Source organism: Streptomyces sp. NPDC101219 (assembly GCF_044767675.1).
Classification (GTDB): domain Bacteria; phylum Actinomycetota; class Actinomycetes; order Streptomycetales; family Streptomycetaceae; genus Streptomyces.
This window is the reverse complement of the sequence record NZ_JBIWOK010000001.1, coordinates 28,377-53,292: the sequence shown is the minus strand read 5'-3', so window position 1 is coordinate 53,292 and position 24,916 is coordinate 28,377. Positions and strand designations below refer to the sequence as shown.

Sequence of the window (24,916 nt, the reverse complement as noted above, 5' to 3'; positions counted from 1 at the left end):
GTCGGTTACTGTCGCCGGATGCTCGATGCCTCCACCCGCTCTGGCGGCACGGCCACGGCCTCTCCCCGGGCCGTCGGCACCCCTGATCTCGCGCTCGCGGTCTCCCTGCCCGCGGCGCCCGCCGCACCCGCGCCGGGCCCGGCGGCCCGCTGCGCGAGAGCCCTGTTGTCGCCCTGGTCCCGGCTGTCCCTGCTGGTGGTGCTGCTGCTGTCGGCGGCATCGGTGATGGTGCTGTTCGAGCCGCAGCGGCTGCTGACCGACGGCTTCCCGTCCCGGCTCGGCGGGGCGGCGGCCGTGGTGCTGTACGCGGTGGCGTACGGGGTGTGCACGGTGGCGTTCGTCCCGCGCCCGCTGCTCAACCTCGGGGCGGGCGCGCTGTTCGGCAGCCAGCTCGGCCTGGGCGCGGCGCTCGGCGGCACGGTGCTCGGGGCGGGGCTGGCGTTCTGTCTGGGGCGCGCGCTCGGCCAGGACGCGCTGCGTCCGCTGCTGCGGGGACGGTGGCTGAAGGCCGCCGACCGGCAGCTCAGCCGGCACGGTTTCCGCTCGATGCTGGCGACCCGGCTGTTCCCGGGCGTGCCGTTCGCCGCCGCCAACTACTGCGCCGCCGTGTCGCGGATGGGTCTGCTGCCGTTCCTGCTGGCGACGGCGCTCGGTTCGATCCCGAACACCGCCGCCTACGCGGTCGCGGGCGCCCGTGCCTCGACGCCGACGTCGCCCGCCTTCCTGATCGCGCTCGCCTGCATCGCCGTACCGGGGCTGGTGGGCGCGGTGGTGGCGTGGCGCAAGCGGCGTCAGCTGCGCGGCCGCTGAGAGCGACGGGGCCGGCGCCACGTCAGACCTGTGCCGGAAGCACGGCGTCGGCGAGTCCGGCCGTCTCGCACGGGGTCTGCGGGGCATAGCCGGTACTCCGTCCGCGGGCCGGCCCCTCCCCCGCCCGCGCCGATCCGGCCGGGACAGGGCCGTGACCTCCCTGCACCAAGTGTTCATTTCGGGGCGCTACGCTTCCCGCGGCGCGCCCGGTCATCGATCACCGCACCCGCGGTCCCGCGTGCCGTACTTCGCCCGTTTCCCCCGTTCGGCACTTGGACTCCGCTACCTCATGTCTTGGTTTGAATCCCTCATCCTCGGACTCGTCCAGGGGCTGACCGAGTTCCTCCCCGTCTCCTCCAGCGCGCATCTGCGCCTGACGGCCGCGTTCTCCGGCTGGGAGGACCCCGGCGCGGCGTTCACCGCGATCACCCAGATCGGCACCGAGGCCGCGGTGCTCATCTACTTCCGCAAGGACATCGGCCGCATCCTGTCCGCCTGGACGCGCTCCCTCACCGACCGGGAGCTGCGCCGCGACCCCGACGCGCGCATGGGCTGGCTCGTCATCGTGGGCTCCATCCCCATCGGCGTCCTCGGCGTCACGCTCAAGGACCAGATCGAGGGGCCGTTCCGCGACCTGCGGATCACCGCCACGATGCTGATCGGCATGGGCATCGTCCTCGGTGTCGCCGACCGGCTGGCGGCCCGCGCCGAGCGCGGCGGCCGGCACCGCGCCGCCAAGCAGCCCAAGGAACTCACGGACCTGACCGTCCGGGACGGCCTGATCTACGGCCTCTGCCAGGCGATGGCGCTCGTCCCGGGCGTGTCCCGTTCCGGCGCCACCATCAGCGGCGGCCTGTTCATGGGCTACCGGCGCGAGGCCGCGGCGCGCTACTCCTTCCTCCTCGCCATCCCGGCGGTCCTGGCGTCCGGCCTGTTCGAGCTGAAGGACGCCGGCGAGGGCGGCCATGTCTCGTGGGGCCCGACCGCCTTCGCCACGGTCATCGCGTTCGCGACCGGCTACGCCGTGATCGCATGGTTCATGAAGTTCATTTCCACCCGTAGCTTCATGCCGTTCGTCTGGTACCGGATCGCCCTCGGCGTCGTCATCATCGTGCTGGTCGGCGCGGGTGTGCTGAGTCCGGGGGCGGGCGAGGCGGCCCACTGAGCCGGGCGCCGCCCCGGGCGGGAGGTTGAGGCCGCGGGCGGCCCCTGGCAGGCTCGTGCCGCATGATCGACGGATACGCGAAGGACCACCTGCACGGAAGACTGCGGCGGGACCGCCAGGCGCTGCTCTGGAAGCTCGACGGCCTGTCCGCCCACGATGCCCGCCGCCCCCTGACGGCGACCGGGACCAACCTCGTCGGCCTGGTCAAGCACGTGGCCACCGTCGAGGCCAGGTACTTCGGCGAGGTCTTCGGCCGGCCGTCCCCGGAGCCGCTGCCCCGGTGGCAGGACTCCGACGGCAGCGACCAGTGGGCGGCCGAGGACGAGACCGTCGAGCAGATCACCGGGTTCTACCGGCGCACCTGGGCCCACTCCGACGCGACGATCGACGAACTCTCCCTCGACTCCCGCGGCCACGTGCCGTGGTGGCCGGCGCCCCACGCCGACACCAGCCTGTTCGCCGTCATGATCCACGTCCTCGGTGAGACGAACCGGCATGCCGGGCACGCCGACATCCTGCGCGAGGGCCTCGACGGCCGGACCGGGCTGCGCCCCGAACACGAGCAGCGGATCGACGAGGAAGCCCGTGCCGCCCAGCGCGCGAGGATCGAACGGGCCGCCAGGACGGCCGCAGCGGCCGAGGCCCGGGCCGAGCGGTCCTCCGCGTGACGTGACGCCGGCGTGGAGCGGCACACCCGCGGGTCCTGCCGGTCCCGCGGGGTGAGCACGGGTACCCCGCGGCGCGCGTAGCCGTCCGGTAGCGCAGAGTCAGCGCCTGGGCCTAGGCTGTCCGTATGTCCCCCGATTCCGTCACCCCTGGTTCCGTGCGGTCCGCCGCCGATGTCAACGAGCAGATCCGCGCGCTGTGGCTGCGCGCGGGCGGGTCCCTGTCGGCCACGGAGCGTGCGGAGTACGAGTTGCTGGTGGTCGAGTGGGCGGCCGCGATCCGGGGCGGGGTCGTCAAGGCGGCCTGACCCCCGGGGCCGCCCCTTCGCCGCATGGATCCTGCGGGTGCCGTCAGCGTCCGCCCGCCACCCGCAGCACGGTCCCCGTCGTGTACGAGGCGTCCGGTGACATCAGCCAGGCCACGGCCGCGGCGATCTCCTCGGCCCGTCCGGCGCGGCGCAGCGGGACCGCGGCGCCCGCCTGCCGGGCCCGGTCCGGGGCGCCCATCGCGGCGTGCATCTCCGTGTCGATCACTCCCGGCGCCACCGCGTTGACCCGGATCCCGTCCGGGCCGAGCTCCTTGGCCAGGCCCAGCGTCAGGGCGTCCACGGCGGCCTTGGTCGCCGCGTAGTGGACGTACTCGTTCGGGCTGCCGAGCGTGGCCGCTCCCGACGAGATGTTCACGATGACCCCCTCACCGCGGGGCGTCATCAGCTGCGCGGCGCGCCGTGCACAGAGCAGCGTGCCCATCAGATTGACGTCGACGACGCGCCGCAGGGTGTCCGTGCCGACGTCGGCGAAGCGGCCCAGCGGTCCGGTCACCGCCGCGTTGTTCACCAGCCCGGTCACCGGGCCGAGTTCCTTCTCGGCCACCTCGAAGAGCCGCTCGACGTCCGCCTCGGCGGAGGTGTCGCCCCGTACCGTGACGGCACGCGCGCCGGCCGACCGTACCCCCTCCGCCATCGCCTCGGCGGCGCCGGCGTCGCGTACGAAGCCCACCACCACGTCGTGTCCCTCGGCCGCGAGCCGCAGACAGGTGGCGGCGCCGATCCCCCGGCTGCCGCCGGTGACCACGGTGACGAGTCGTTTCATGTGGCTGCCTCCCGGTGACGCCCTGTGCGAGATCACCAGACTGGCAGACCGGCGGGCCGGGTCCCCGACAGGGTTCCACCACACGGAGCGCGCCCCGGTCCCCGTCCCGTCGGTGGGGCGGGCACAGGGACCGGCAGTGCCTGTCGCAGCGCCGGCACTACCTCTCCCTGCGCGTGCTGGGAGCCTGTCTGCAGCCGTCGCTGCCGGACGACCCCGGGCGCATGCCGCGGCCCTGGAGGGGGAGCTGGGCGCGGCCCGGACGCACCTGCGGCGGCTCACGGCGACGTACCACAGCACCGGGCACGGGGCGCATCCGAAGGCCGTGCGGGAGGCGGCCAGGGCGATGGCGGAGCAGACGTCCGGCAACGAGGCGCGGTGCTACCGGATGCCGGCCCGGCTGCAAAACCTCACCCCGCTCACCTCACCGAGGCCCGTGAGGGCGCCGGCCGGCGCACGGCGGAGGCCGGTGCCCGGCGGGGCGTTCCGCCGGCCGGTGCCGGTGAATGTGGGGGCGGCCTCTTGGCACCCCACGTCCCATGGCCAACACTGAGCCGATGACCCAGCGTGTGGAGCTCGCGACCGTGAGGGACCGGCTGGCCGTCGACGCACTCGTCACCGAGTACGCGGTGGCCGTGGACGACGGCGACTGGGAAGGATACCGAGGACTGTTCGTGCCGGACGGGCGGGCGGACTACCGCTCGGCCGGCGGCGTCGAGGGCGACGCGGCGGCGGTCGCCGACTGGCTGGCCCGGTCCCTGGCGGTGTTCCCGATGCGCCAGCATCTGATCGTCAACCGCCGGGTGCGGTTCGGCGTCCGGGAGCAGGACACCGGTGACACGGCCCACGTCCAGGCCGACTACCTCAACCCGATGGGCGGCGATGGCGGGGACGGCGAGGGGGCGGCGTCCCCGGACTTCGTGTGCGGCGGCCGGTACGCCTTCGCGATGGTGCGCACGGAGGACGGCTGGCGGCTGACCGAGGTGGTCGTGCGGGAGAAGTGGCGGCGCCTTCCCGGCCGCCGGACGGCCGATGTGATCAACTGAACGCGCCCCGCGCCGACCGGGACCGTCCCCGGGGCGCACACTTGGGTCCTCAGGGGGTAGGGAGGCGCCTATGAAGACGCTCGGCCACTGGCTCGCCTCCCCGTGGTACCGCTCGGCCACTGCCGTGGTCGTCGGGGCCCTGCCGGTCCTGGCCTTCCCCGCCCCGTCCCTGTGGTGGTTCGCCTACCTCGCCCTGGTGCCGTGGATCCTGCTGGCGCGCGGCGCGCCGACGGGCCGCCGGGCCGCGTTCGACGGGTGGTGCGGCGGCTTCGGGTTCATGTTCGCCATGCACCACTGGCTGCTGCCGAACCTGCACGTGTTCACGTTCGTCATCGCCGCGCTGCTCGGGGCGCTGTGGGCGCCCTGGGGGTGGCTGGTGCGCAGGCTGCTGGGCGGGGCGCCGCCCCGGGGCCGTGTGGTGGCCGCCCTCGCGGTGCTGCCGGCGGCCTGGCTCGTGATCGAGCTGATCCGCTCCTGGCACGCGCTCGGCGGCCCCTGGGGGGTGCTCGGGGCGAGCCAGTGGCAGGTGGGGGCGGCCCTCCGGCTGGCCTCGGTGGGCGGGGTCTGGCTGCTCAGCCTCCTGCTGGTGGCCGTGAACGTGGCCGTGGCGGTGCTGGTCGCGGTGCGGCGGGCGCGGCTGCCCGCCGTGGCCGCCGTGGTGGCGGTGGCCGCCGCGGGGACCGCGGCGTGGGTGTGGTCCCCGCGCCCGCAGACCGACGAGCGGGTGCGGATCGCGGTCGTCCAGCCGGGGGTGGTCGCCGGTCCGGCGAGCGCGGACCGCAGGTTCGACCGCGAGGAACGGCTCACCCGTGAGCTGGCCGGCCGGGACGTCGATCTGGTCGTGTGGGGGGAGAGCAGTGTGGGCTTCGACCTCGGCGCCCGCCCCGACCTCGCCCGGCGGCTCGCCGCGCTGTCCCGGGAAACGGGTGCCGAACTGCTGGTCAATGTGGACGCGCGGCGGTCCGACCGGCCCGGCATCTTCAAGAGCTCGGTGCTGGTCGGCCCGGCAGGGCTGACCGGGGACCGGTACGACAAGATGCGGCTGGTGCCGTTCGGGGAGTACATCCCGGCGCGCTCGCTGCTGGGGTGGGCGACCTCGGTGGGCAAGGCCGCCGGGGAGGACCGCATGCGCGGCACGCGGCAGGTGGTGATGGACGCGGGCGGCGGGCTGCGGATCGGGCCCATGGTGTGCTTCGAGACCGCGTTCCCGGACATGAGCCGGACGCTCGCGGAGGACGGCGCGGACGTGCTGCTCGCCCAGTCCTCGACCTCGACGTTCCAGCAGAGCTGGGCGCCCGGGCAGCACGCCTCGATCGCCGCGCTGCGGGCCGCGGAGACGGGCCGCCCGATGGTGCACGCGACCCTCACGGGCGTGTCCGCCGTGTACGGGCCGGACGGCGGGCAAAGGGGGCCGTGGCTGGGCACGGACACCTCCGCCGCCCATGTGTACGACGTGCCGCTGGCGCACGGCACGACCCCCTACGTGCGCTTCGGCGACCGGGTGCCGCAGGCGGCGCTGGTGACCGTCGCGGCCTGGTGCGCCGCGGAGGTGCTCCGGTTCAGGCGGCGGTCCCGCTCACCGCGCGCACCACACGCTCGCACAGCTCATGGGTCTCCAACGCGTCCCGGGCGCTGAGCACCCGTCCGGCGCGCACCGCGTCCAGGAAGGCGAGCACGGCCTGCTCGATGCCGCGCTGCCGGGCCACCGGCACCCAGTCCCCGCGCCGCCGGACGGTCGGCTGGCCCTTGTGGTCGACGACCTCCGCCAGGTTGAGGACCTGGCGCTTGGCGTCCTGCCCGGACACCTCGAGGATCTCCTCGGCCGAACCGCTGAGCCGGTTCATCACCCCGAGCGCGGTGAAGCCGTCCCCGGCGAGCTGGAGGACGACGTGGTGCAGCAGTCCGCCCTCGGTGCGGGCGCGCACGGTCACGTCGTCGACGGGGCCGGGCACGAGGAAGCGCAGGGTGTCGGCGACGTGGATGAAGTCGTCGAGGATCATCGTGCGCGGGTCCTCCGGCAGTCCGACGCGGTTCTTCTGCATCAGGATGAGGTCCCGCGGGTGCTCGGCACACTGCGCGTATCCGGGGGCGAAACGCCGGTTGAAGCCGACGGCGAGGCTCACCGCGCGGTCCTCGGCGAGCTCCACGAGCCGTGCGGAGTCGGCGAGTTCGTAAGCGAGGGGCTTGTCGACGTACGTCGGTACGCCCGCCTCCAGCAGCCGGGTCACGATCTCCGGGTGGACCGCGGTCGGCGCGTGCACGAAGGCCGCGCCGAGGTCCTGGGCGAGGAGGGAGTCCAGGTCGGCGTGGCGCCGCTCCGCGGGCAGGTGGAGGCCGTCCGCGACCCGCGTGAGGGTGGCGGGCGTACGGGTCTGCAGGTGGAGGTCGACGCCGGGCAGTGCGCCCAGCACCGGAAGGTAGGCCTTCTGCGCGATGTCGCCGAGTCCGATGCAGCCGACCTTCACGGGGTGTTCTCCTCTAGCCGTTGCCTGCCGTGGTCTGCGGGGAAGCATACGGCTGCTGCGGCGGGCGCCAGTCGGCGATGCCGTCGAAGGTGCGCAGGGCGAGGCCCGGCGCGGCCTTCGCGAGCACGGCCAGGGCGTGGTCGCGCACCGCGATGCCGGCCCGGTTGGTCATCAGGTTCAGCCGGGCCGCCCGGACGGCCTGGCGGGCGACGGCGGTGGTGCGGGGCAGCCGGGCGGCCGTGTAGGCGGCCGGGTCACCGGCGTGGTGGGCGAGGACGACGGCGTCCTCGACGGCCTGGTTGCCGCCCTGGCCGAGGTTGGGCGGCATGGCGTGCGCGGCGTCGCCGATCAGCGCGACCCGGCCGCGGTGGAGGGCGGGCAGCGGCTCGGCGAGGTGGTGCACGTCGTGCCGCAGGACGTCCTCGGGCCGGGCGGCGGCCAGGACGGCGGGGACCGGGTCGTGCCAGTCGCCGTAGAGGCGCAGCAGTTCGGCCTTCTCGTCGTCGGGCGCCCTCCCGCCCGCGGGGGTCCGGGCGGCGGCGTACGCGTAGACCCGGCCGTCCCGGAGCGGGTGGGTGCCCCAGATGCGGCCCCGGCCCCAGGTTTCGTGCGAGGAGAACTCGGCGCCCGGTAGCGGGATGAGCACCCGCCAGGTGGTGAATCCGGCGTAGACGGGCTCGGGGTGGGCGGGGAAGAGCGTGCTCCGCACGCCCGAGCGGACGCCGTCGGCGGCCACCACGAGGTCCGCCGTCAGTTCTCCGTCGGGGGTGCCCACCCGGGCCGGCCGGGCGGGGTCGGCCGGGTCCCCGGGGTCGAGGATGCGGGCGGTGGCGGCCGTGCGGACGGCGTCCGGCGGAAGGGTCTCGGCCAGGTGGCCGACGAGGGTGGCGCGGGCGACGAGGACCAGCGGCCCGCCGAAGCGTTCGCTCGCCGCGGCGGCACTGGTCCGGGCGAGCCACCGGCCGTCCGGCGCGCGGACGCCCCCGTCGCCCTGGAAGGCGGACAGGGCGCGGACGGTGTCCCCGAGGCCGATGACGTCCAGGGCGCGCAGGGCGTTGGGCGCCAGGGAGATGGCCGCGCCGACCGGTGCGAGCGACGCGGCCCGCTCCAGCACCGTCACCCGGATCCCGCGCCGGTGCAGGGCGGACGCGGCGGTCAGGCCGCCGATCCCGCCGCCGATCACGACGGCCCGCTTCACCTGTGGCATGGCTGCTCCTCCCGGCGCGACTACATCTGTAGTGCTCCTGGTCTCCAATGTACTACAGGAGTAGTGAGCCGGGTAGGTTGTGCTCATGTCCGTGAGCACCGCAGGCGCCGCCCGCGCCGACCTCGTCGCCGACGCCGCCCTGGCCCTGCTCGCCGAGCGGGGGATGCGCGGGCTGACCCACCGGGCAGTCGACGAGGCGGCCGGACTCCCGCAGGGCTCCACGTCGAACGTGGCGCGCACCCGGGAGGCGCTGCTGGAGCTGACGGTGCGCCGGCTCGCCGAGCGGGAGGCCCGGGTCCTCGCCCTGGACGCGCTGCCGGACCCCCGCCGGGGCGCCCCCGCGGTGGTGGAGGCGCTCGCCCTGGCCACTCACCGCGCGCTGACCCGCCACCGCGAACTCACCGTGGCCCGCTACGAACTCGCCCTGGAGGCGACCCGGCGCCCCGCACTGCGCGCCTACTTCGACGCCACCGGCGCCCGGTTCCATGAGCTGCTCACCGCCCTCGTCACGGACCTGGGCTCCACGGAACCCGACCGGCACGCGCTGTCGCTGATCGCCTGGGCGGACGGGATGATGCTCTCCTGCGTGGCCGGGTCGTTCGGTTCGAGGACGCCGGGCCCCGAGGAACTCCGCGCGAGCCTGCGGGAAGTGCTGCGGGGCATGCTCGGTGGCTGAAAACGCGTAGTGGGCCGGGCACGGGATCGGCAAGGATGCGGTCATGACGACCGAGCGACGTGAACCCGCCACCGACGCCGACGAACGCGCCATGCTGGAAGGCTGGCTCGACTACCACCGCCGCACCCTGGCCTGGAAGTGCGAGGGCCTGACCGACGCGCAGCTGCGCACCGCGTCGGTGTCCCCCTCCGAGCTGACCCTGCTGGGGCTCGTCCGGCACATGGCCGACGTGGAACGCGGCTGGTTCCGCCGGGTGCTGGCGGGTGAGGACGCCGGCCCGATCCACTACAGCGAGGCCGCCCCGGACGGCGAGTTCCACCTCACCCCGGCGAACACCTGGGCCGAGGCGTACGCGACCTGGCAGGAGGAGATCGAGGCTGCGCGGCGCAACGCGGCCGGGTTCGCGCTGGACGACCTGTCGAAGGGCACACACGCCCGCACCGGCGAGCGCTACAACCTGCGCTGGCTCTACACGCACATGATCGAGGAGTACGCGCGGCACAACGGCCACGCCGACCTGATCCGCGAGGCCCTGGACGGCGCGACCGGCGAGTGACGTCACCCCCGGCCCCCGCGCGGCGCCCGGAAGGGGGCGGAGATCACCCGTGCGGGGCATCCGAGGGGCATCCGCCGTCCGGGAGGCGCCCGGAGCCAGCAGAGTGGCCCGGGTGCATCGAACGACGACGACAGCGACCCTGCTGCTGACCGTGGCGGTGTCGGCCCTCGCGGGCTGTGTCACGGTCCCGCCGCCCGCCGCCCCCGGACCGCCGGCCGCCCCGTCGGGGGCGCCGGCGCCGCGCCCGGACGGGGTGATCCGCACACCGGTCGTGCAGGCGCCCGCCCGGGAGGCCCTGGAGATGATCGGACCGTCCCGCCCCGCGCGGCCGTCCGCCGCTCCCCCGTCCCGCGCCGCTCCCCCGGCCCCGGCACCGGAGCGCCCCCTGCCCCCGCCGGGCCACGGCTCGACCGCCCGCCCGGGGCGTCCGGCGCCCCCGGACGACGGCCGCCCGCCCGGCGCCGCCCAACCGCCCGCCCGGCCGGGACCGGCCCTCGGCGAGGGCACCGACGTCTGCGCGCTCGGCAGGACGTACGGCCGCTGGGACCAGGGCAGCCCCCAGGCGGCGATCTGCCGCGAGGTGTACGGCCGGTGAAGCCACGGCGCGATCCCGCGCGGACGCGCCGGCGCCGGGAGCGCGAGCGCGGCCCGGGCCGGACATCGCGCCCGGGGCCGCCGAACAGGCCGCCCGACCGGGACCGGCCACCGGCGAGGGCACCAGCGCCTCCGCCCTCGGCAGGACAACGGCCAGTGGAACCCGGACAACCCCCACGCGGCCATCCGCCGCGAGGTGTACGGCCGGTAAGACCCCGACGCGATCCCGCGCGGACGCGCCGGCGCCGGGAGCGCGAGCGCGGCCCGGGCCGGGGGGGGGAGCTCGCCCTGCCCGGGCAGCGCGCCGGGACCGCACAGCCGTGAGAGCCCCGGCCGGGCAGCCGCGAGGGCCCGCTCGGCCCTACTGCCGTTGCCCGGGCGGCCCCCACCCGCCCCCGGGCGGGCGGTCGCTCTCCCCCAGCCGGATCTCCAGCCGGCGGATCGCGGCCCGGACGCCCTCACCGTAGGTGTCGTCGGCCAGCGCGCGGGCCGCGCCCCTGGCCCGGCTCAGATGGGTGCGGGCGGCGTCGGGGCGGCCCAGCCCGGCGTAGTCGGTGGCCAGGCTCAGGTGCAGGGCCGGGTAGAGGGCGCGCACCCCGGGCGCGTCGACGAAGCCGCCCGGCCGGTCGCCGCGGGCCTCCTCGGCGGCCGTGAGGGCCCGCAGGTCCCAGGCGAGTTCGTCCTCAGGGTCGTCCTGGGTGTCGGCCAGGTAGTGCGCCAGGGTGCAGCGGTGCAGCGGATCGCCGTGCTCGCCGATCTCCGTCCACAGGCCCAGGAGGCGCCGGCGGGCCTCCTCCCGGTCCCCCGCGTGGTGCAGCATCACGACCTGCCCGATCCGTGTCAGCACGGCGTCCGGCGCCGCCCGGCCCTGTCGTTTCGCCACCGCGTCCTCCGCACCCGCTCGCCGGCTGTCCCCACGACGCTAGCCGCAGGAGACGGCGACGGCGGACGGCGCGCCCCGGGACGCACCGGGGCGTCCTCCGGGTGCGGGCGGACGGGGCCCCGCCGCACCCGGTGCGGGGCGTCAGCCGAGGTCGGGGATGGTCCAGTCGACCGGCGCGTGGCCCTGGGCGGCGAGGGCCTGGTTGATCTGCGTGAACGGGCGGGAGCCGAAGAACTTCTTCGCCGACAGCGGCGAGGGGTGCGCGCCCTTGACCACCACGTGGCGGGTCTCGTCGATCAAGGGCAGCTTCTTCTGCGCGTAGTTGCCCCACAGCACGAAGACCGCCGGGTCGGGCCGGTCCGCCACCGCGCGGATGACCGCGTCGGTGAACTTCTCCCAGCCCCGGCCCTTGTGCGAGTTCGCCTCGCCGGCGCGCACCGTGAGCACCGCGTTGAGCAGCAGCACGCCCTGCTCGGCCCACGGCATCAGATAGCCGTTGTCCGGGACGGGCGTGCCCAGCTCCGCGTGCATCTCCTTGTAGATGTTGCGCAGCGACGGCGGGGTCCGCACGCCCGGCCGGACCGAGAAGCACAGGCCGTGCCCCTGGCCCTCGCCGTGGTACGGGTCCTGGCCGAGGACGAGGACCTTGACCTTGTCGTAGGGCGTCGCGTCCAGCGCCGCGAAGACCTCCTCGCGGGGCGGGTAGACGGGCCCCCTCGCCCGCTCCTCCTCGACGAACTCCACCAGCTCCTTGAAGTAGGGCTGCTGCAGCTCGTCACCCAGAACCCCGCGCCAGGACTCGGGCAGCATGGCGATGTCGGTCACGTCAACGTCCTCACGATTGCGGTCACTTGCCGGTAGGAGAACCTACCGGCGAGCACTGACAACCGGCCCCGCCCACCGCTGCCCGGCCCGTCACCAGCTGGTCTTGCGGGACAGCTCCCACATCATCATGATCGTCGAGGGGTCCAGGGCCCGCTCGCCGCCCGAGATGTCCCGGCTGCCCGCGACGTACTGCCGGCCCTGCCACAGCGGGAGCAGCCGTGCGTCCTCCACGAGGATCTGCTGGGCCTCCTCGAACTCGCGCACCACGTTGCCGCGGTCGCTCTCCCGGCGGGAGCGCGGCAGCAGGACGTTGGTGATCTCGGTCGCCTCGTAGGGCGTGCCGAGCGCGTTCTGCTTGCCGACGAACGGGGCGATGAAGTTGTCCGCGTCCGGGAAGTCGGGGAACCAGCCACGGCCGAAGACCGGGTACTCGCCCTTCTGGTAGCCGGTGACGTAGGTCTTCCAGGGGCGGCTCTTGAGCGTGATGTCGAACAGCTTGGACGCCTCCAGCTGCCGTTCGAGCTCCTTGAACTCCAGCGCCGTCGCGGAGCCGTAGCGGTCCGTGGTGTACCAGAAGGTCAGCGGCACCTTCTGGGTGATGCCCGCATCGGTGAGGATCTCCTTGGCCTTGGCCACGCTGGGCTCGCCGTAGTCGTCGAAGAAGCCGGTGGTGTGGCCGGTGAGACCCTTGGGGACCATGGAGTACAGCGGGTCGACGGTGTCCTTGTAGATCTTGTGCGCGATGGCCCCGCGGTCGATGACCTGCGCGATGGCCTGGCGCACCTCCTTCTTTCCGGCCCACGGGTCCTTGGGGTTGAACACCAGGTAGCTGATGTCGGTCCCGGTGCCCTCGACGAGCTGGATCTCCTCCTCCGAGCTGGTCCGGCTCTGGAGGTCGATGATGTCGTCGGCGGCCAGGCCGCGGTAGGTGATGTCGACCTCCTTGCCGCGCAGCGCCTGGACCATGGTCTGGGAGTCCTGGAAGTAGCGGACCGTCACGGCCTCGTTCCGCGGCTTGGCGAACCCCTTGTACCGGTCGTTGCGGACGAGCTCGGCCTTCTTGCCCTCGTCGTAGGAGCTCAGCCCGTACGGCCCGGAGCCGACGATGCCGCCGTCCTTGCGCAGGGCGTCGGCCGGGTAGGCGTCCGGGGCGACGATCGACATGGCGGGCGTGGCCAGCACGAACGGGAAGGTCGCGTCGGGCTTGTTGAGGTGGAAGACCACCTCGCGCTCGCTGGGCGCCTGCACCCGGTCGAGGCTGCCGAGCAGACCCGCCGGACCGCCGTTGACGTTGATCTTGCGGATGCGGTCGATGGAGTACTTGACCGCCTTGGCGTCGAGCGTGGAGCCGTCGGAGAACTTCAGCCCCTCGCGCAGTTCGCAGCGGAAGACCTGGTTGGAGTCGTCGGAGAACGCGCAGCTCTCGGCGGCGTCCGGCTGGGGCGTCGTCGCGCCGACCGGGTAGCTCAGCAGGGTCTGGTAGATGTTGCGGAAGAGCTCCCAGGAGCTGTCCCAGGAAGCGGCAGGATCCAGCGTGCTGGGTGCACTGGTCGTCCCCACGACGATTGGCCCCTCGTCATCCGGGGTATCGGAGGACAAGATGCCACATCCGGCGACCAACGACGATATGGACGCGATGGCCGCCATCCGCCGCAGGCCTCGGTTCCGGTTGAACACGCGCACGCTCCTCGATCTGCCGTACCAAGGGTCGGCAGACGATACCGCAGTGTTCCGCCGGGTGGCCCTCCCCCGGACGACAGTTGAGATCGAGCCGCAACCGACTACGTTGTCATATCCCCCCACAAGCCCCGGAACGCCGACACGGGCGCCCCTTTCGTCAAGGGACGCCCGTGCCCGGACCGTCGTGGTGCCCCGGTGCGGAAGCGGTGCCCCCGCCGGGCGGTGCGGGGTGGCGGTCAGGCCACGCCGGCGTTGAGGAAGATGCCGCCGTCGACCACGAGGGTCTGGCCGGTGACCCAGTCCGACTGCTCCGAGGTGAGGAACGCGGCGGCGCCGCCGATGTCGGAGGGCATCCCGAGGCGGCCCAGCGGGTAGCCGGCGGCGGCCTCCGCCTCCCGTCCCTCGTACAGCGCCTGCGCGAACTTGGTCTTCACCACGGCCGGGGCGATGGCGTTGACCCGTACCTTCGGCGCGAACTCGTGGGCGAGCTGCACGGTCAGGTTGATCAGCGCGGCCTTGCTGACCCCGTACGCGCCGATGAACGGCGAGGGCGCCAGGCCGGCGACGGACGCGATGTTCACGATCGCGCCGCCGTTGTCCTTCTGCCAGGCGTGCCAGGTGCGCTGGGCGAAGCCGAGCGCGGAGACCACGTTGGTCTCGAAGACCTTGCGGGCCACGTTCAGGTCGAGGTCGGCGATCGGCCCGAACACCGGGTTGGTCCCGGCGTTGTTGACCAGGTAGTCGACCCGGCCGAAGGTCTCCATGGTGCGCTCGACGACGGTGGCCTGGTGGCTCTCGTCGTGCGCCTTGCCGGCCACGTACATGGCCCGGTCGGCGCCCAGCGCCTCGACGGCCTCCTTGAGGGCGTCCTCGTTGCGGCCGGTGATGCACACCCGGTCGCCGCGTGCGATCAGCGCCTCGGCTACGCCGTAGCCGATGCCGCGGCTGGCACCGGTGATCAGGGCGACCTTGCCCGAGAGTTCCACTGCGGTCATGTCCTGTGCTCCCGATGTCCTAGTCGAGCGGCCCGCCGGCCACGTACAGCACCTGGCCGGAGACGAAGCCGGCCGCCTCGCCGGTGAAGAAGGCGATGGCGTTGGCGATGTCGTCGGGCTCGCCGACCCGGGCGACGGGGATCTGGGTGGCGGCGGCGGCCTTGAAGTCCTCGAAGCCCATGCCGACGCGGTCGGCGGTGGCCTTGGTCATCTCGGTGGCGATGAAGCCGGGGGCGACGGCGTTGGCGGTGACGCCGAACTTGCCGAGCTCCTTGGCGAGGGTCTTGGTGAAGCCCTGGAGGCCGGCCTTGGCGGCGGAGTAGTTGACCTGACCGCGGTTGCCGAGGGCGGAGGAGGACGACAGGTTGACGATGCGGCCGAAGCCCGCGTCCACCATGTGCTTCTGACAGGCCTTCGACATCAGGAAGGCACCGCGCAGGTGCACGTTCATGACCGTGTCCCAGTCGGAGACGCTCATCTTGAACAGCAGGTTGTCGCGCAGCACGCCCGCGTTGTTGACCAGGATGGTGGGGGCGCCGAGCTCCTCGGCGATCCGCGCGACGGCGGCCTCGACCTGCGCCTCGTCGGAGACGTCGCAGCCGACGGCGACGGCCTTCCCACCCGCGGCGGTGATCTTCTCGACGGTGTCCTTGCAGGCGGCCTCGTCGAGGTCGATCACGGCGACGGCGCGGCCCTCGGCGGCCAGTCGTACGGCGGTGGCGGCGCCGATGCCGCGCGCGGCACCGGTGACGACCGCGACCCGCTGCTCAGTGGTGGACATTGCTGCTTCTCCTCGCCCTTGGGGTGCGGCTCCAGCGGCCCGGCCCAGCAAGTGAGCGACCGCTTAGTACCTTCAGCAGACGTGACGCTAGAAGCCCTGGCACGCGGTGTCAACGGCACACCCGGACTGTGTGATCCATTACCCCCCGCGGCAGCGCCCCACCCCCGCGCCCCCGGAGGCAGGCGCCCCCGGCCCGCGTCCGGGCCGCCGTCCGCGCCCGGCACCCGATCGGCCCACGGCTGCGCGCCCGGGGAGCGGGGCGCGCCTAGCGTCGGAGGCCGGGCCATCCGTGGCCGGAAAGGAGGCGCTTCCATGCGCCGTCGCACCGGTGCCATAGGCACCCTGATCGCGCTCGCCGCGGTCCTGCCGCAGTCCTCCGCCGCGCACGCCCAGGACCTGGACTGCCGCGACTTCACCCATCAGGAGGACGCGCAGGCACTGTTCGACTCGAACCCCCGCGACCCGCATCGTCTCGACGAGGACCAGGGCCCCGACGACGGCATCGCCTGCGAGGCCCTCCCCCGGCGCGCCGACGAAACGGCCTCCTCGACCAGTTCCCCCCGGCCGACGACGGCCGCCCCGTCCGTGTCCCCCACCGGCTCCACGACTCCCACCACCGTGCCCACCCCCGTGCCCACCCTCACGCCCTCCGTCGTCGCGACGTCGACGTCGCCGGCCGCCGCAGCGTCGCGCGGGGTGCGGGGCGGACTGGGCGGCTCGTCCGACAGCGGCCCGAGCGGCCTGGAGGCGGGCATCGGCGCGGCGTTCGTGGCGGGCGCCCTCGCCGTCGGCGGCTACCTGCTCAGGCGCCGTCGCGCCTGAACCCGGGCGGACGCACCAGCAGGTCGAGCAGCCGGTCCGCCTCGTCCGCCGGATCGGCGGTGAGGCCGGTGTGCACCGGGCCGGGCTGCACGACGGTGGAGCGGGGGGCGATCAGCCAGCGGAAGCGGCGTCCGGCGTCGTCCCGCGCGGCCTGTCCCGCCGCGTCCCCGCCCGCGCACACCTTCTCAACAGCGCGCAGCGCGGCCCGCACCCCCGCCAGGTCGGCGTCGGGGTCCAGGGCCAGCAGCCGGGCCTCGTCCAGGTGGGTGCGGGCCCCGACGAACGACAGGGGCCGGCAGTACACCAGCACCCCGGCGTTGACGCATTCACCGCGTTCGACGCGCGGCACCACCCGCAGCAGGGCGTACTCGTACACGTGGCGGCCGTTCACCGGACCTCCTCGATGCCGGTGACCCGCCGGTGCACGTCGGCCGCCCGGGCGAGCAGGGGGCGCGCGTAGGCCCGCCGGAGGTCGTCCGGTGCGGCGAAACCGGGCTCGCCGTCCAGCCAGACATCCGGGATCGCGGCGGTGACCTCGGCGAGCAGATCCTCGGTGACCAGCGGCGCGAGGTCGGCGGCGGCGGCCGCGACGTCGGGTGCGAAGGTGCGCAGGGCGTGCTCGGAGGCGTCGTAGGGGCGGGCCGCGGAGGCTTCGGCGCCGGGCCAGTTGTGGTGCCAGATCAGGGTCGCGCCGTGGTCGATGAGCCAGAGTTCGCCGTGCCACCGCAGGAGGTTCGGGTTGCGCCAGGAGCGGTCGACGTTGTTCACCAGCGCGTCGAACCAGATGACCCGCCCCGCCTCCCGGGGGTCCACGTCGAAGGCCGACGGATCGAAGCCGAGGGCGCCGGAGAGGAACTCCATGCCCAGGTTGGTGCCGCCGCTGGACCTGAGCAGCGCCTGCACCTCCTGGTCGGGCTCCGCCAGGGCGAGCACCGGATCGACCTCGGCCGTCACCAGCCGCGGCACCCGGAACCCCAGCCGGCGGGCCAGTTCCCCGCACAGCACCTCGGCGACCAGCGTCTTGCCGCCCTGTCCCGCGCCGGTGAACTTCAGCACGTAGGTGCCGAGATCGTCGGCCTCGATCAGGCCGGGCAGGGAACCGCCTTCGCGCAGGGGGGTGATGTAGCGGGTGGCGGTGACGTCGGTCAGCACCTCGTCAGGCTACGCGATCTCCGCGCCCGCCCCGCGCGGAGGCCGACAGGGAAACGACAGCTGTGGCTTACGTCCGTCCGACCCCCGGGAGGTCAAGCTGGCAGCGCTGAACAGCGTGGGCCCGCTGACCGTACCTCTGACCGGATCATCCTCCCCGGAAGGGACACACTGCATGACCAGCGCATCGCTCAAGCCCTCCACCACTCCCCCGGCCGCGCCCGAGCACGAGGACGCCCCGACGGGACCGGGGCGCCGGGCCGTGGTGGCGACGGTCACCGCGGCGGGCCTCGCCGCGGCGCTCACCGCGTGCGAGGGCTCCGACGACACCTCGCCGGCCGCCGACTCCGGTGCCTCCGCCGGTGGTTCGGCGGACGGCGGCGCGGGGGACGGCGGCAAGGGCGGGGGCGCCGGCGGCGCGCTCACCACGACCGCGGAGATCCCCGAGGGCGGCGGCAAGGTGTTCGCCGACCGCAAGGTCGTGGTCACCCAGCCGTCGGCCGGTGAGTTCAAGGCGTTCTCGGCGACCTGCACCCACCGGGGATGCGCCGTGCAGAGCGTCTCGGACGGGGTCATCAACTGCCCCTGCCACGACAGCAACTTCTCCATCACCGACGGCAGTGTGCAGGGCGGCCCGGCGCCCGAGCCGCTGCCGTCCGTGCCGATCACCGTCGACGGGGACTCGATCACCCTGGCCTGAGCGGCCGGGGTGCGGCCGCGGGCCGGCGCCGGGCGATCGCCGTGAGCACCTCGTCCGTGGTCGCCAGGGTGGCGACCAGGGACAGGGTGTGCCGGATCATCGCGCGGGTGTAGTCGGCCGGCACGCCCGCGACGGCGTCGGTGGGCAGGACGACGGTGTAGCCGCGGTTGACCGCGTCGAACACGGCGTTGGGGACGGCCACGTTCGCCGACACGCCGGTCACGATCAGCGTGCGGCAGCCGAGGTTGCGCAGCAGCGCGTCGACGTCGGTGCCCTGGATCGGGGACAGGCCGTGCAGCCGGCGGACGACGAGGTCCTCGTCGGCCACCTGGACGGGGGCGGCCACCCGGACGGCGGCACTGCCGGTCAGCTGGCGCACCGGGAGGCGTTCGGCGGCACGGAACAACCGGGCGTTGCGGTTGGCGCCCCGGCCGTCCGGCCGGCGTTCGGCCACGGCGTGGACGATCTGGATGCCGCTCGCGCGGGCGGCGTCGACGAGCTCGGCGATCCGGGCGAGGGCGCCGGAGGAGCGGACCTCGGCGGCGAGTTCGGGCAGGGCGCCCTTCTCTCCGACGACGCCCTCCTGGCATTCGACGGTGAGCAGGACGGTGGTGGCGGGTTCGAGCAGGTCGCCGAGCGCTGCGTACGACGGCACGGTTCCCCCTGGTCGTCGGCGGCTGGGCGGGTGAGGGTAGTCACCGTTGCGTGCGGGGGGAAGACGACTCATCCTTTTCTGACGTGATGTCAGAGGATCTCCTCTGACACGACGTGAGAGAAAGAGGGGGCCGTATGTCCGCCACACAACGCCGGGGCCGGAAGATCATGATGACGCCCGGCGAGCTGGACGATTTCCTCACCACCCAGCGCACCTGCCGGGTGGCCACGGTGTCGGCCGACGGCGCACCGCATGTGAGCACGCTCTGGTTCGCCTGGGACGGTGTCTCGATCTGGCTGTACTCGGTGGTGCGCAGCAAGCGCTGGGCGCAGCTGCGCCGTGATCCGCGGGTGGCGATCGTGGTGGACACCGGCGAGGAGTACGACGAGTTGCGCGGCGCGGAGCTGTCCGGCCGCGTCGACTTCGTGGGCGAGGCGCCCCGCATCGGCGAGCTGCACGCCGAACTGGACGTCCCCGAGACACTGTTCGCCCGGAAGAACTTCGGTCTGGAGGAGATGCCGCACGACGGCCGGCACGCCTGGGTGCGGCTGACTCCGGAGAAGGTCGTGTCCTGGGACTTCAGGAAGCTGGGGGCCGCCCGGTAGCCGGCGCGGCCCGCGGCCGGCACCACGTCCACCGGTCACCGGCGCGCGCCGCCCGTCAGTCCCGCGCGCCCGCTCCGCCGGCCCGCTGCCCCGCCGCCCGCAGCTCGCGCACCGCCGCCCGGATCGACGGGCGGCGGTCGGCGTCCGCGCGCCAGACGACGTACACGTGCCGTCGGACCCGCTGCCGCAGGGGGACGGTGACGACGCCGTCGGGCAGCGGATTGCGGCCGAGGAGCGGGGCGATGCACACGCCGAGACCGGCCGCGACCAGCGCGAGCTGGGTGTGGCTCTCCGCCGCGCGGTGGCCGACGATCGGCTCGATGCCCCGGGAGCGCAGGGTGAACATCAGCCACTCGTGGCAGAACTCGCCCTCGCCCCAAGTGATCCACTCGTCGTCGGCGAGCTCCGCGAGGTCCACCTCGTCCCGGCCGGCCAGCCGGTGCCCGGCGGGCAGGGCGACATCGGCGGCGTCGTCGAGGACGGGTGCCTTCACCAGGCCGTCCGGCAGCGGCATCGGCTTGTTGTACCAGTCGAGCACCACCGCCAGGTCCAGGTCACCGCGGACCACGCCGGAGATGGCCTTCTCGGGCTCCAGCTCGCGGGAGCGCACGCGCAGTGCGGGGTGCTGCTCCCGCAGGGCGGCCAGCGCGGTGGGGAACAGGCCCCGCGCCGCAGTGGGGAAAGCGGACACCCGCAGCTCACCGGCGACCTGACCGCGCTGCGCCTCCAGGTCGGCCTGGGCGAGCTCGACCTGGGAGAGGATGCGCGCGGCGTGCTCGGCGAGCAGCCGGCCCGCGTCGGTGAGACGCACTCCGCGGCCGTTCTTGGCGAGGAGCCGCTGCCCGGCCTCGCGCTCCAGCTTGGCCATCTGCTGCGAGACGGCGGAGGTGGTGATGTGCAGCCCCGCCGCGGCGCCGCTGACCGAGCCGTGCCGGGCGAGGGCGTCGAGGGTGCGCAGGCGCTCCAGGTTCAACATGTAAGTGATGCTACGAGATACCGCGTGCGAATTCTCGATTGTGCTACGAGATGGCGCTCCCGCATTGTTGCGTCCATGAGCAGCAGCACCTCGACCACCACCCCGGTCCCCGCCCCCCGGACGCCCGGCCGGCCCCGCCGTCGGCTCGACTGGCGCATCCGGTTCGGCGCCCTGTCCCTGATCTGGGGATTCAGTTTCCTCCTCATCAAGGTCGGCACCGAGGGCTACGCCCCCTTCCAGGTCACGCTCGGCCGGCTCGTCTTCGGGACGGCCGTGCTGGCGGCGGTGATGGCGATGCGGCGCGAGGGCCTGCCGCGCGGTCTGCGCACCTGGGGACACCTCGCGGTGGCCGGTTTCCTGCTCAACGCCCTGCCGTTCTCCCTGTTCGCGTTCGCCGAGCTGACCATCCCGTCCACGCTGGCGGGCATCTGCAACGCGACCTCGCCGCTGTGGGGCATGGCCCTGTCGCTCGTCGCCCTCTCCGAGGACCGGCCGTCCCGGGTGCGGCTGGCGGGGCTCGCGGTGGGCTTCGTGGGGGTGCTGACGGTGCTGGGCGCGTGGCAGGGGTTCGAGGGCCTGGACGCGCGGGGGACGTCCATGGCGCTGCTGGCCTCGCTGAGCTATCCGGTCGGCTGGATCTACGTCCGGCGCACCCTGGCCGGCAACCCCCACTCCCACCTGTCGCTGACGGGCGGACAACTCCTCCTGGCCACCGTGCAACTCGCCGTCGTGACGCCCCTGTTCACGTCCGCGCCGGACGGCCTCGCGGTCGTGCCGCTGCTGGCGATCGCCGCGCTGGGCACGCTGGGCACCGGCATCGCCATGCTCGTCCAGTACGGCCTGGTCGCCGAGGTCGGCCCGACGACCGGCCAGATGGTGACGTACTTCATCCCGGTCATCGCGGCGGCGGCCGGCATCACGATCCTCGGCGAGCGGCTGACCTGGTCGGTACCGGTCGGCGCGGTGATCGTCCTGGCGGGCGCGGCACTCACCCAGGTGAGGCCGCGCCGGACACGGTAGGCACCCTCCGGGGCCCGGTACCCGCCCGGACGGCGCTAGACGTACGTCCGGGCCGCCCCCGCGGGAGGTCCGAGCGCCGCCGCGACGGCCTCCGCGACCGGTTCGGCCTCGTCGGCGGCGAGGGTGGAGACGGTGATGCGGATGCCCGGTGGCGCGTCGGACCGGAAGCGGGCGCCGGGCGCCACCGCCCAGCCCGCGTGCAGCAGACGGGCCACCGCGCCGGTCTCGTCGGGTACGGGCACCCACACATTCATCCCGCTGCGCCCGTGGGCCTCGATCCCCCGCCGGGCCAGCGCCCCGATCAGCGCGTCGCGCCGCCGCCCGTAGGCCGCGGCGACGGCGCCCGGGTCGACCGCGCCGCCGGCCCACAGCCGCGCGACCGCGCGCTGCAGGAGCAGGGGCACCCAGCCGGGGCCCAGCCGCTGCCGTCCCCGCACCCGGTCGAGGGTGACCGGGTCACCGGTGAGCACGGCGAGCCGCAGGTCGGGGCCGTACGCCTTCGCCGCCGACCGCACGAACGCCCAGGTGGGGGTGGCTCCGGCGAGCGGATGCAGCGGGAGGTCGACGATGTGGTGCCCGTGGTCGTCCTCGATCAGCACGGTCCCCGGGTGGCCGGCGAGCACGGACCGCAGCGCCCGCGCACGGGCCTCGCTCACCGCGGCACCGGTCGGATTCTGCGCCCGGGCCGTGACGACGAGGGCCCGCGCGCCACTCGCGAGGGCGCGCCGCACGTCGTCCGGGAGCGGGCCCTCGTCGTCGACCCCGACCGGCCGCGTCCGCAGCCCGAGCGCGGGAACGAGGTCCAGCAGGCTCCCCCAGCCGGGGTCCTCCACGGCGACCGCGTCCCCGGGTCTGAGGTGGGCCGCCAGCACGCGTTCGATGCCGTCCAGCGCGCCGGAGGTGACGGCGAGGGGCCCGTCCGGGACGCCGTCGGCGTCGAGGCCCGCCCGGGCCGGCCGGGCCAGTTCGGGGGCGACCGGGTCACTGCCGTAGAGCACCGGGTCGCGGTCGCCCTGCGCGGCCGCGGCGGCGAGCACCCCGGCGAGCGGGGGCAGCAGGGCGGGGTCGGGATTGCCCTCGGAGAGGTCGCGCACGCCCTCCGGCACCTCCACCCGGATGAGGTCGCGCACGGTGGTGGCCGGTTTGGACCGCACCCGGCTCCCGCGCCGGCCCGCGGTCTCGATGACCCCGCGCTCCCGCAGCGTCCGGTAGGCCGCGGCGACGGTGTTCGGGTTCACCCCGAGCCGCTCCGCCAGTTCCCGGAGGGGAGGAAGCGGCTGACCGGGGCGCAGCGCCCCCTCGCCCACCCCGCGCTCGATGCTGGCGGAAATCTCCGCCGCACGACTCCCTGTGATCCGATATTCTCCTAGCACAAAGCCAATTATGCACTAGTGCAATGGAGAACGCCATGCCGGGGACCCCGCCGCAGCAGCCACCGCCGTCGTACGCGCCCACCGGACGCACCGTCCCGACCCGCGCCGCCCAACGCGCCTCCTACGACAAGGAGTCGGTGCACGCGATACTCGACGAGGGCTGTGTCTGCCACCTCGGTTTCGTCCGCGACGGCGCACCGGTGGTCCTGCCCACCCTCTACAGCCGCGTCGGCGAGTGCCTCTACGTGCACGGCTCGACCGGCTCACGGCCGCTGCGCGACACGGGCCGCGCCGGCTCCGGCCTGCCCGTGTGCCTGACCGTCACCCACGTCGACGGCCTGGTGCTGGCCCGCTCCGCCTTCCACCACTCCGTCAACTACCGCTCCGTGGTGGTGCACGGCCTCGCCCACGATGTGACCGACCCCGAGGAGAAGGGCCGGGCCCTGGACTCCCTCGTCGAGCAGGCGGTGCCGGGCCGGGCCGCCGACTGCCGCCCGGCCGACAAGAAGGAGCTCGCCGCCACCGCCGTGATCCGCATCGACCTGGACGAGGTCTCCGCCAAGGTCCGCACCGGTGGCGTCAACGACGAGCCCGAGGACCTCGCCCTCCCGCACTGGGCCGGCGTCCTGCCCCTGCACCGGACCTACGGCACCCCGATCCCCGACCCGGACCTGGCCCCAGGCACCGCCCTGCCCGCCTACCTGGCGTCCCCGGCACGCTGATCCGCCCCTGCCCACGGGGCCCTCCGGGACGGCGCCCGGGGCACGGGAGCCCGCACGCACGTCGTGCACGCGTGAACCGGGCGATCCCGCCCCCCGCCTGCGCGCGCCCCGGGCGGTGGACGGGCCGGTCCGCTCCCGACCCGGCCCCGGCACCGTCCCGCCCGCCTACCTGGCGTCCCCGGCACGCTGATCCGCCCCTGCCCACAGGGGGCCCTCCGGGACGGCGCCCGGGACACCCGTGCACCGGTGAGCGGGGCGGTCCCGCTCCCCGCGGCCGGCGCCGGCGGTGTACGGGCCGGTCCGCTCCCCCGCCCGGCCCGCCCCGCCGCGTCACACCGGTACGGCCTCCGGTTCCGGCCGGCCGGCCCGGGCGGCGCGGGCCTCGCCCGCCGCGAGCCCGGCGACCGAGCCCAGCATCAGCAGGGTGCCGACCAGGGTGGCCGCGGTCAGCCGTTCACCGAGCAGGGCGACGGCCAGGACGGCCGCGCTCACCGGCTCCAGCAGCATGATCACGGAGACCGTGGCCGAGCGGACCACGGCCGCACCGGCGAAGTAGAGGCCGTAGGCGAGCGCCGTCGGCACGGACGCGACGTAGAGGACCAGGAGCAGCAGTGCGCCCGGCCGGTCGGTGTGCGGCAGCAGTCCCTCGACGGCGGCGAGCGGCAGCAGGACCAGGCTGGTGACGGCGAACGCCCCCATGGTCGTGCCGGAGGCGTCCGTGGCACCGTCGCGCCCCCACCAGCGGGTGAGCAGCGTCATCGTCGAGTAGCCGGCCGCGGACAGCAGGGCGAGCGCCACGCCCCAGGTGTCGACGGTCGCGTCCCCGCCGCCGAGGACCAGCACCACCAGCCCGGCGAGCGCCCCGGCGACGGCGGCCAGGCCGCCCCGACCGAGCCGCTCCCCGAGGGTCAGCCGGGCCCCGAGGGCGATGAGCACCGGCCCCGCGCCGAGGGTGACGACGGTGGCCACGGCCAGGCCGGTCGCGGAGACGGCCGCGAAGTAGGCGGTCTGGAAGACGGCGAGGCCGGTCCCGGTGGCTCCGGCGCGCAGCAGCCGGCGGCGCAGCGGCTCGGTGGTGGTGCCGCGCGGGCGCCGCGACAGCAGCCGGGCCGCGTACAGCAGCACCAGCCCGAGCGCGCAGCGCCAGAAGGACAGGGCGACGGGCCCCATGTCGCTGGTCCGGTAGACCAGCGACGCGGCGGCGCCCGCCGTGCCCCAGGCGGCACCGGCGACGATCAGGTAGAGCAGGCCACGCCCGACGGGCAGGCCGGAGACGGCGTTCGACACGTGTTCTCTCCGCAGATACGCGCACCCCGCTCGTCGGCGTGGGTGCGGAAGTTCAGGAAGGGATCCGGCGGTCCCGGCCGGGGCCGGGGCGGCTCGATCCGCGGACTTCGTCTGCGGGCAGCACCGTCACGCCCGGCGACCGGCCGGGCGGATGTACCGGAGGGCCCGCC

Annotated in this window: 28 protein-coding genes; 14 read left to right on the top strand and 14 right to left on the bottom strand. The window is 74.5% G+C overall.

Going from position 1 to position 24,916, the window contains the following annotated elements; genetic code table 11:
- Positions 1-18 precede the first annotated feature (18 nt).
- The 4 genes from ACIRPP_RS00290 (at position 19) to ACIRPP_RS00275 (ending at position 2,948) form a co-directional block, all read left to right on the top strand.
- Entirely contained in the window at positions 19-810 is a 792-nt protein-coding gene (locus ACIRPP_RS00290) for a TVP38/TMEM64 family protein (RefSeq protein WP_403636626.1), read from the top strand.
- A gap of 289 nt (positions 811-1,099) precedes the next feature.
- Positions 1,100-1,975: an undecaprenyl-diphosphate phosphatase gene (locus ACIRPP_RS00285; protein WP_403636624.1), complete on the top strand. Its 876-nt coding sequence runs from the start codon at positions 1,100-1,102 to the stop codon at positions 1,973-1,975.
- Positions 1,976-2,037: 62 nt separating this feature from the next.
- Positions 2,038-2,643 (top strand): DinB family protein, encoded by a 606-nt coding sequence (locus ACIRPP_RS00280; RefSeq protein WP_403636622.1) that lies wholly within the window; start codon positions 2,038-2,040, stop codon positions 2,641-2,643.
- A gap of 125 nt (positions 2,644-2,768) precedes the next feature.
- The gene (locus tag ACIRPP_RS00275; protein WP_164334318.1) at positions 2,769-2,948 is read left to right on the top strand and encodes a hypothetical protein; all 180 of its coding nucleotides are present in this window, start codon (positions 2,769-2,771) and stop codon (positions 2,946-2,948) included.
- 43 nt (positions 2,949-2,991) lie between these two features.
- Here ACIRPP_RS00275 and ACIRPP_RS00270 read toward each other — a convergent pair whose 3' ends face one another.
- A complete protein-coding gene (locus ACIRPP_RS00270) occupies positions 2,992-3,732 on the bottom strand; it encodes an SDR family oxidoreductase (RefSeq protein WP_403636620.1) in 741 nt (246 codons plus the stop codon).
- A 554-nt stretch (positions 3,733-4,286) separates the two neighbouring features.
- Here ACIRPP_RS00270 and ACIRPP_RS00265 point away from each other — a divergent pair.
- Positions 4,287-4,775, top strand: a complete 489-nt coding sequence (locus tag ACIRPP_RS00265) for a nuclear transport factor 2 family protein (protein WP_403636618.1) — start codon at positions 4,287-4,289, stop codon at positions 4,773-4,775.
- 70 nt (positions 4,776-4,845) lie between these two features.
- Positions 4,846-6,411: an apolipoprotein N-acyltransferase gene (gene lnt / locus ACIRPP_RS00260; RefSeq protein WP_403636617.1), complete on the top strand. Its 1,566-nt coding sequence runs from the start codon at positions 4,846-4,848 to the stop codon at positions 6,409-6,411.
- On the opposite strand, the gene ACIRPP_RS00255 is transcribed toward lnt, so the two are convergent.
- Both ACIRPP_RS00255 and ACIRPP_RS00250 read right to left on the bottom strand, forming a co-directional pair.
- Complete coding sequence (locus ACIRPP_RS00255; protein ID WP_403636615.1) at positions 6,335-7,240, bottom strand: Gfo/Idh/MocA family protein; 906 nt, start codon at positions 7,238-7,240, stop codon at positions 6,335-6,337. The two genes, lnt and ACIRPP_RS00255, sit on opposite strands and share 77 nt — an antisense overlap.
- Positions 7,241-7,253: 13 nt before the next feature.
- Positions 7,254-8,447 (bottom strand): FAD-dependent monooxygenase, encoded by a 1,194-nt coding sequence (locus ACIRPP_RS00250; RefSeq protein ID WP_403636613.1) that lies wholly within the window; start codon positions 8,445-8,447, stop codon positions 7,254-7,256.
- Between the two features lie 85 nt (positions 8,448-8,532).
- Here ACIRPP_RS00250 and ACIRPP_RS00245 point away from each other — a divergent pair, with 85 nt between their 5' ends.
- From ACIRPP_RS00245 to ACIRPP_RS00235, 3 genes are all read left to right on the top strand, one after another.
- A complete protein-coding gene (locus tag ACIRPP_RS00245) occupies positions 8,533-9,123 on the top strand; it encodes a TetR/AcrR family transcriptional regulator (RefSeq protein WP_403636612.1) in 591 nt (196 codons plus the stop codon).
- Positions 9,124-9,166: 43 nt separating this feature from the next.
- Entirely contained in the window at positions 9,167-9,679 is a 513-nt protein-coding gene (locus ACIRPP_RS00240) for a DinB family protein (RefSeq protein ID WP_403636611.1), read from the top strand.
- A gap of 112 nt (positions 9,680-9,791) precedes the next feature.
- On the top strand, positions 9,792-10,274 hold the full coding sequence (locus ACIRPP_RS00235; protein ID WP_403636609.1) for a hypothetical protein: 483 nt from the start codon (positions 9,792-9,794) through the stop codon (positions 10,272-10,274).
- Between the two features lie 360 nt (positions 10,275-10,634).
- On the opposite strand, the gene ACIRPP_RS00230 is transcribed toward ACIRPP_RS00235, so the two are convergent.
- The 5 genes from ACIRPP_RS00230 to fabG form a co-directional block, all read right to left on the bottom strand.
- Positions 10,635-11,156, bottom strand: coding sequence for a hypothetical protein (locus tag ACIRPP_RS00230; protein ID WP_403636607.1), 522 nt, complete (start codon positions 11,154-11,156; stop codon positions 10,635-10,637).
- A 141-nt stretch (positions 11,157-11,297) separates the two neighbouring features.
- Positions 11,298-11,981 (bottom strand): uracil-DNA glycosylase, encoded by a 684-nt coding sequence (ung, locus tag ACIRPP_RS00225; RefSeq protein WP_403636605.1) that lies wholly within the window; start codon positions 11,979-11,981, stop codon positions 11,298-11,300.
- A 90-nt stretch (positions 11,982-12,071) separates the two neighbouring features.
- The gene (locus ACIRPP_RS00220; protein WP_403636603.1) at positions 12,072-13,658 is read right to left on the bottom strand and encodes an ABC transporter substrate-binding protein; all 1,587 of its coding nucleotides are present in this window, start codon (positions 13,656-13,658) and stop codon (positions 12,072-12,074) included.
- A 239-nt stretch (positions 13,659-13,897) separates the two neighbouring features.
- Positions 13,898-14,656: an SDR family oxidoreductase gene (locus ACIRPP_RS00215; RefSeq protein WP_403636601.1), complete on the bottom strand. Its 759-nt coding sequence runs from the start codon at positions 14,654-14,656 to the stop codon at positions 13,898-13,900.
- A 19-nt stretch (positions 14,657-14,675) separates the two neighbouring features.
- Complete coding sequence (gene fabG / locus ACIRPP_RS00210) at positions 14,676-15,437, bottom strand: 3-oxoacyl-ACP reductase FabG (protein WP_164332701.1); 762 nt, start codon at positions 15,435-15,437, stop codon at positions 14,676-14,678.
- Positions 15,438-15,749: 312 nt separating this feature from the next.
- Here fabG and ACIRPP_RS00205 point away from each other — a divergent pair, with 312 nt between their 5' ends.
- Positions 15,750-16,259: an excalibur calcium-binding protein gene (locus ACIRPP_RS00205; RefSeq protein ID WP_403636600.1), complete on the top strand. Its 510-nt coding sequence runs from the start codon at positions 15,750-15,752 to the stop codon at positions 16,257-16,259.
- On the opposite strand, the gene ACIRPP_RS00200 is transcribed toward ACIRPP_RS00205, so the two are convergent.
- Positions 16,240-16,650 carry a DUF3037 domain-containing protein gene (locus tag ACIRPP_RS00200; RefSeq protein WP_403636598.1) on the bottom strand — a complete coding sequence of 137 codons (411 nt, stop codon included), beginning with the start codon at positions 16,648-16,650 and terminating at the stop codon, positions 16,240-16,242. The genes ACIRPP_RS00205 and ACIRPP_RS00200 overlap by 20 nt on opposite strands.
- On the bottom strand, positions 16,647-17,411 hold the full coding sequence (locus ACIRPP_RS00195; RefSeq protein ID WP_403636597.1) for a HipA family kinase: 765 nt from the start codon (positions 17,409-17,411) through the stop codon (positions 16,647-16,649). Before ACIRPP_RS00195 ends, ACIRPP_RS00200 begins: the two co-directional genes overlap by 4 nt.
- A 172-nt stretch (positions 17,412-17,583) precedes the next feature.
- On the opposite strand from ACIRPP_RS00195, the gene ACIRPP_RS00190 reads away from it, so the two are divergent.
- The gene (locus ACIRPP_RS00190; RefSeq protein WP_403636595.1) at positions 17,584-18,108 is read left to right on the top strand and encodes a Rieske (2Fe-2S) protein; all 525 of its coding nucleotides are present in this window, start codon (positions 17,584-17,586) and stop codon (positions 18,106-18,108) included.
- On the opposite strand, the gene ACIRPP_RS00185 is transcribed toward ACIRPP_RS00190, so the two are convergent.
- A complete protein-coding gene (locus tag ACIRPP_RS00185) occupies positions 18,095-18,763 on the bottom strand; it encodes a cysteine hydrolase (RefSeq protein WP_403636593.1) in 669 nt (222 codons plus the stop codon). The two genes, ACIRPP_RS00190 and ACIRPP_RS00185, sit on opposite strands and share 14 nt — an antisense overlap.
- 134 nt (positions 18,764-18,897) lie before the next feature.
- Here ACIRPP_RS00185 and ACIRPP_RS00180 point away from each other — a divergent pair, with 134 nt between their 5' ends.
- The gene (locus ACIRPP_RS00180; RefSeq protein WP_403636592.1) at positions 18,898-19,368 is read left to right on the top strand and encodes a pyridoxamine 5'-phosphate oxidase family protein; all 471 of its coding nucleotides are present in this window, start codon (positions 18,898-18,900) and stop codon (positions 19,366-19,368) included.
- A gap of 55 nt (positions 19,369-19,423) precedes the next feature.
- Here the strand turns inward: ACIRPP_RS00180 and ACIRPP_RS00175 are convergent, their stop codons facing one another.
- Positions 19,424-20,344 (bottom strand): LysR family transcriptional regulator, encoded by a 921-nt coding sequence (locus ACIRPP_RS00175; protein ID WP_403636590.1) that lies wholly within the window; start codon positions 20,342-20,344, stop codon positions 19,424-19,426.
- 75 nt (positions 20,345-20,419) lie between these two features.
- On the opposite strand from ACIRPP_RS00175, the gene ACIRPP_RS00170 reads away from it, so the two are divergent.
- Positions 20,420-21,364: a DMT family transporter gene (locus ACIRPP_RS00170; RefSeq protein WP_403636588.1), complete on the top strand. Its 945-nt coding sequence runs from the start codon at positions 20,420-20,422 to the stop codon at positions 21,362-21,364.
- Positions 21,365-21,399: 35 nt separating this feature from the next.
- On the opposite strand, the gene ACIRPP_RS00165 is transcribed toward ACIRPP_RS00170, so the two are convergent.
- Positions 21,400-22,737: an aminotransferase class I/II-fold pyridoxal phosphate-dependent enzyme gene (locus ACIRPP_RS00165; RefSeq protein ID WP_403636587.1), complete on the bottom strand. Its 1,338-nt coding sequence runs from the start codon at positions 22,735-22,737 to the stop codon at positions 21,400-21,402.
- Between the two features lie 23 nt (positions 22,738-22,760).
- On the opposite strand from ACIRPP_RS00165, the gene ACIRPP_RS00160 reads away from it, so the two are divergent.
- Entirely contained in the window at positions 22,761-23,459 is a 699-nt protein-coding gene (locus ACIRPP_RS00160; RefSeq protein WP_403636585.1) for a pyridoxamine 5'-phosphate oxidase family protein, read from the top strand.
- A 330-nt stretch (positions 23,460-23,789) separates the two neighbouring features.
- Here ACIRPP_RS00160 and ACIRPP_RS00155 read toward each other — a convergent pair whose 3' ends face one another.
- Positions 23,790-24,746: a DMT family transporter gene (locus ACIRPP_RS00155; protein WP_403636583.1), complete on the bottom strand. Its 957-nt coding sequence runs from the start codon at positions 24,744-24,746 to the stop codon at positions 23,790-23,792.
- Positions 24,747-24,916 lie beyond the last annotated feature (170 nt).

Excerpts from the sequence above, each read along its gene's own strand:
- ACIRPP_RS00290 (WP_403636626.1), top strand. The coding sequence starts at position 19 with ATGCTCGATGCCTCCACCCGCTCTGGCGGCACGGCCACGGCCTCTCCC.
- ACIRPP_RS00250 (WP_403636613.1), bottom strand. The coding sequence starts at position 8,447 with ATGCCACAGGTGAAGCGGGCCGTCGTGATCGGCGGCGGGATCGGCGGC.
- ACIRPP_RS00245 (WP_403636612.1), top strand. The coding sequence starts at position 8,533 with ATGTCCGTGAGCACCGCAGGCGCCGCCCGCGCCGACCTCGTCGCCGAC.
- ACIRPP_RS00175 (WP_403636590.1), bottom strand. The coding sequence starts at position 20,344 with ATGTTGAACCTGGAGCGCCTGCGCACCCTCGACGCCCTCGCCCGGCAC.
- ACIRPP_RS00160 (WP_403636585.1), top strand. The coding sequence starts at position 22,761 with ATGGAGAACGCCATGCCGGGGACCCCGCCGCAGCAGCCACCGCCGTCG.
- ACIRPP_RS00205 (WP_403636600.1), top strand. The coding sequence starts at position 15,750 with ATGCGCCGTCGCACCGGTGCCATAGGCACCCTGATCGCGCTCGCCGCG.
- ACIRPP_RS00265 (WP_403636618.1), top strand. The coding sequence starts at position 4,287 with ATGACCCAGCGTGTGGAGCTCGCGACCGTGAGGGACCGGCTGGCCGTC.
- ACIRPP_RS00270 (WP_403636620.1), bottom strand. The coding sequence starts at position 3,732 with ATGAAACGACTCGTCACCGTGGTCACCGGCGGCAGCCGGGGGATCGGC.
- ACIRPP_RS00275 (WP_164334318.1), top strand. The coding sequence starts at position 2,769 with ATGTCCCCCGATTCCGTCACCCCTGGTTCCGTGCGGTCCGCCGCCGAT.
- ACIRPP_RS00240 (WP_403636611.1), top strand. The coding sequence starts at position 9,167 with ATGACGACCGAGCGACGTGAACCCGCCACCGACGCCGACGAACGCGCC.
- fabG (WP_164332701.1), bottom strand. The coding sequence starts at position 15,437 with ATGTCCACCACTGAGCAGCGGGTCGCGGTCGTCACCGGTGCCGCGCGC.
- ACIRPP_RS00190 (WP_403636595.1), top strand. The coding sequence starts at position 17,584 with ATGACCAGCGCATCGCTCAAGCCCTCCACCACTCCCCCGGCCGCGCCC.
- ACIRPP_RS00180 (WP_403636592.1), top strand. The coding sequence starts at position 18,898 with ATGTCCGCCACACAACGCCGGGGCCGGAAGATCATGATGACGCCCGGC.
- ACIRPP_RS00285 (WP_403636624.1), top strand. The coding sequence starts at position 1,100 with ATGTCTTGGTTTGAATCCCTCATCCTCGGACTCGTCCAGGGGCTGACC.
- ACIRPP_RS00170 (WP_403636588.1), top strand. The coding sequence starts at position 20,420 with ATGAGCAGCAGCACCTCGACCACCACCCCGGTCCCCGCCCCCCGGACG.
- lnt (WP_403636617.1), top strand. The coding sequence starts at position 4,846 with ATGAAGACGCTCGGCCACTGGCTCGCCTCCCCGTGGTACCGCTCGGCC.
- ACIRPP_RS00280 (WP_403636622.1), top strand. The coding sequence starts at position 2,038 with ATGATCGACGGATACGCGAAGGACCACCTGCACGGAAGACTGCGGCGG.
- ACIRPP_RS00215 (WP_403636601.1), bottom strand. The coding sequence starts at position 14,656 with ATGACCGCAGTGGAACTCTCGGGCAAGGTCGCCCTGATCACCGGTGCC.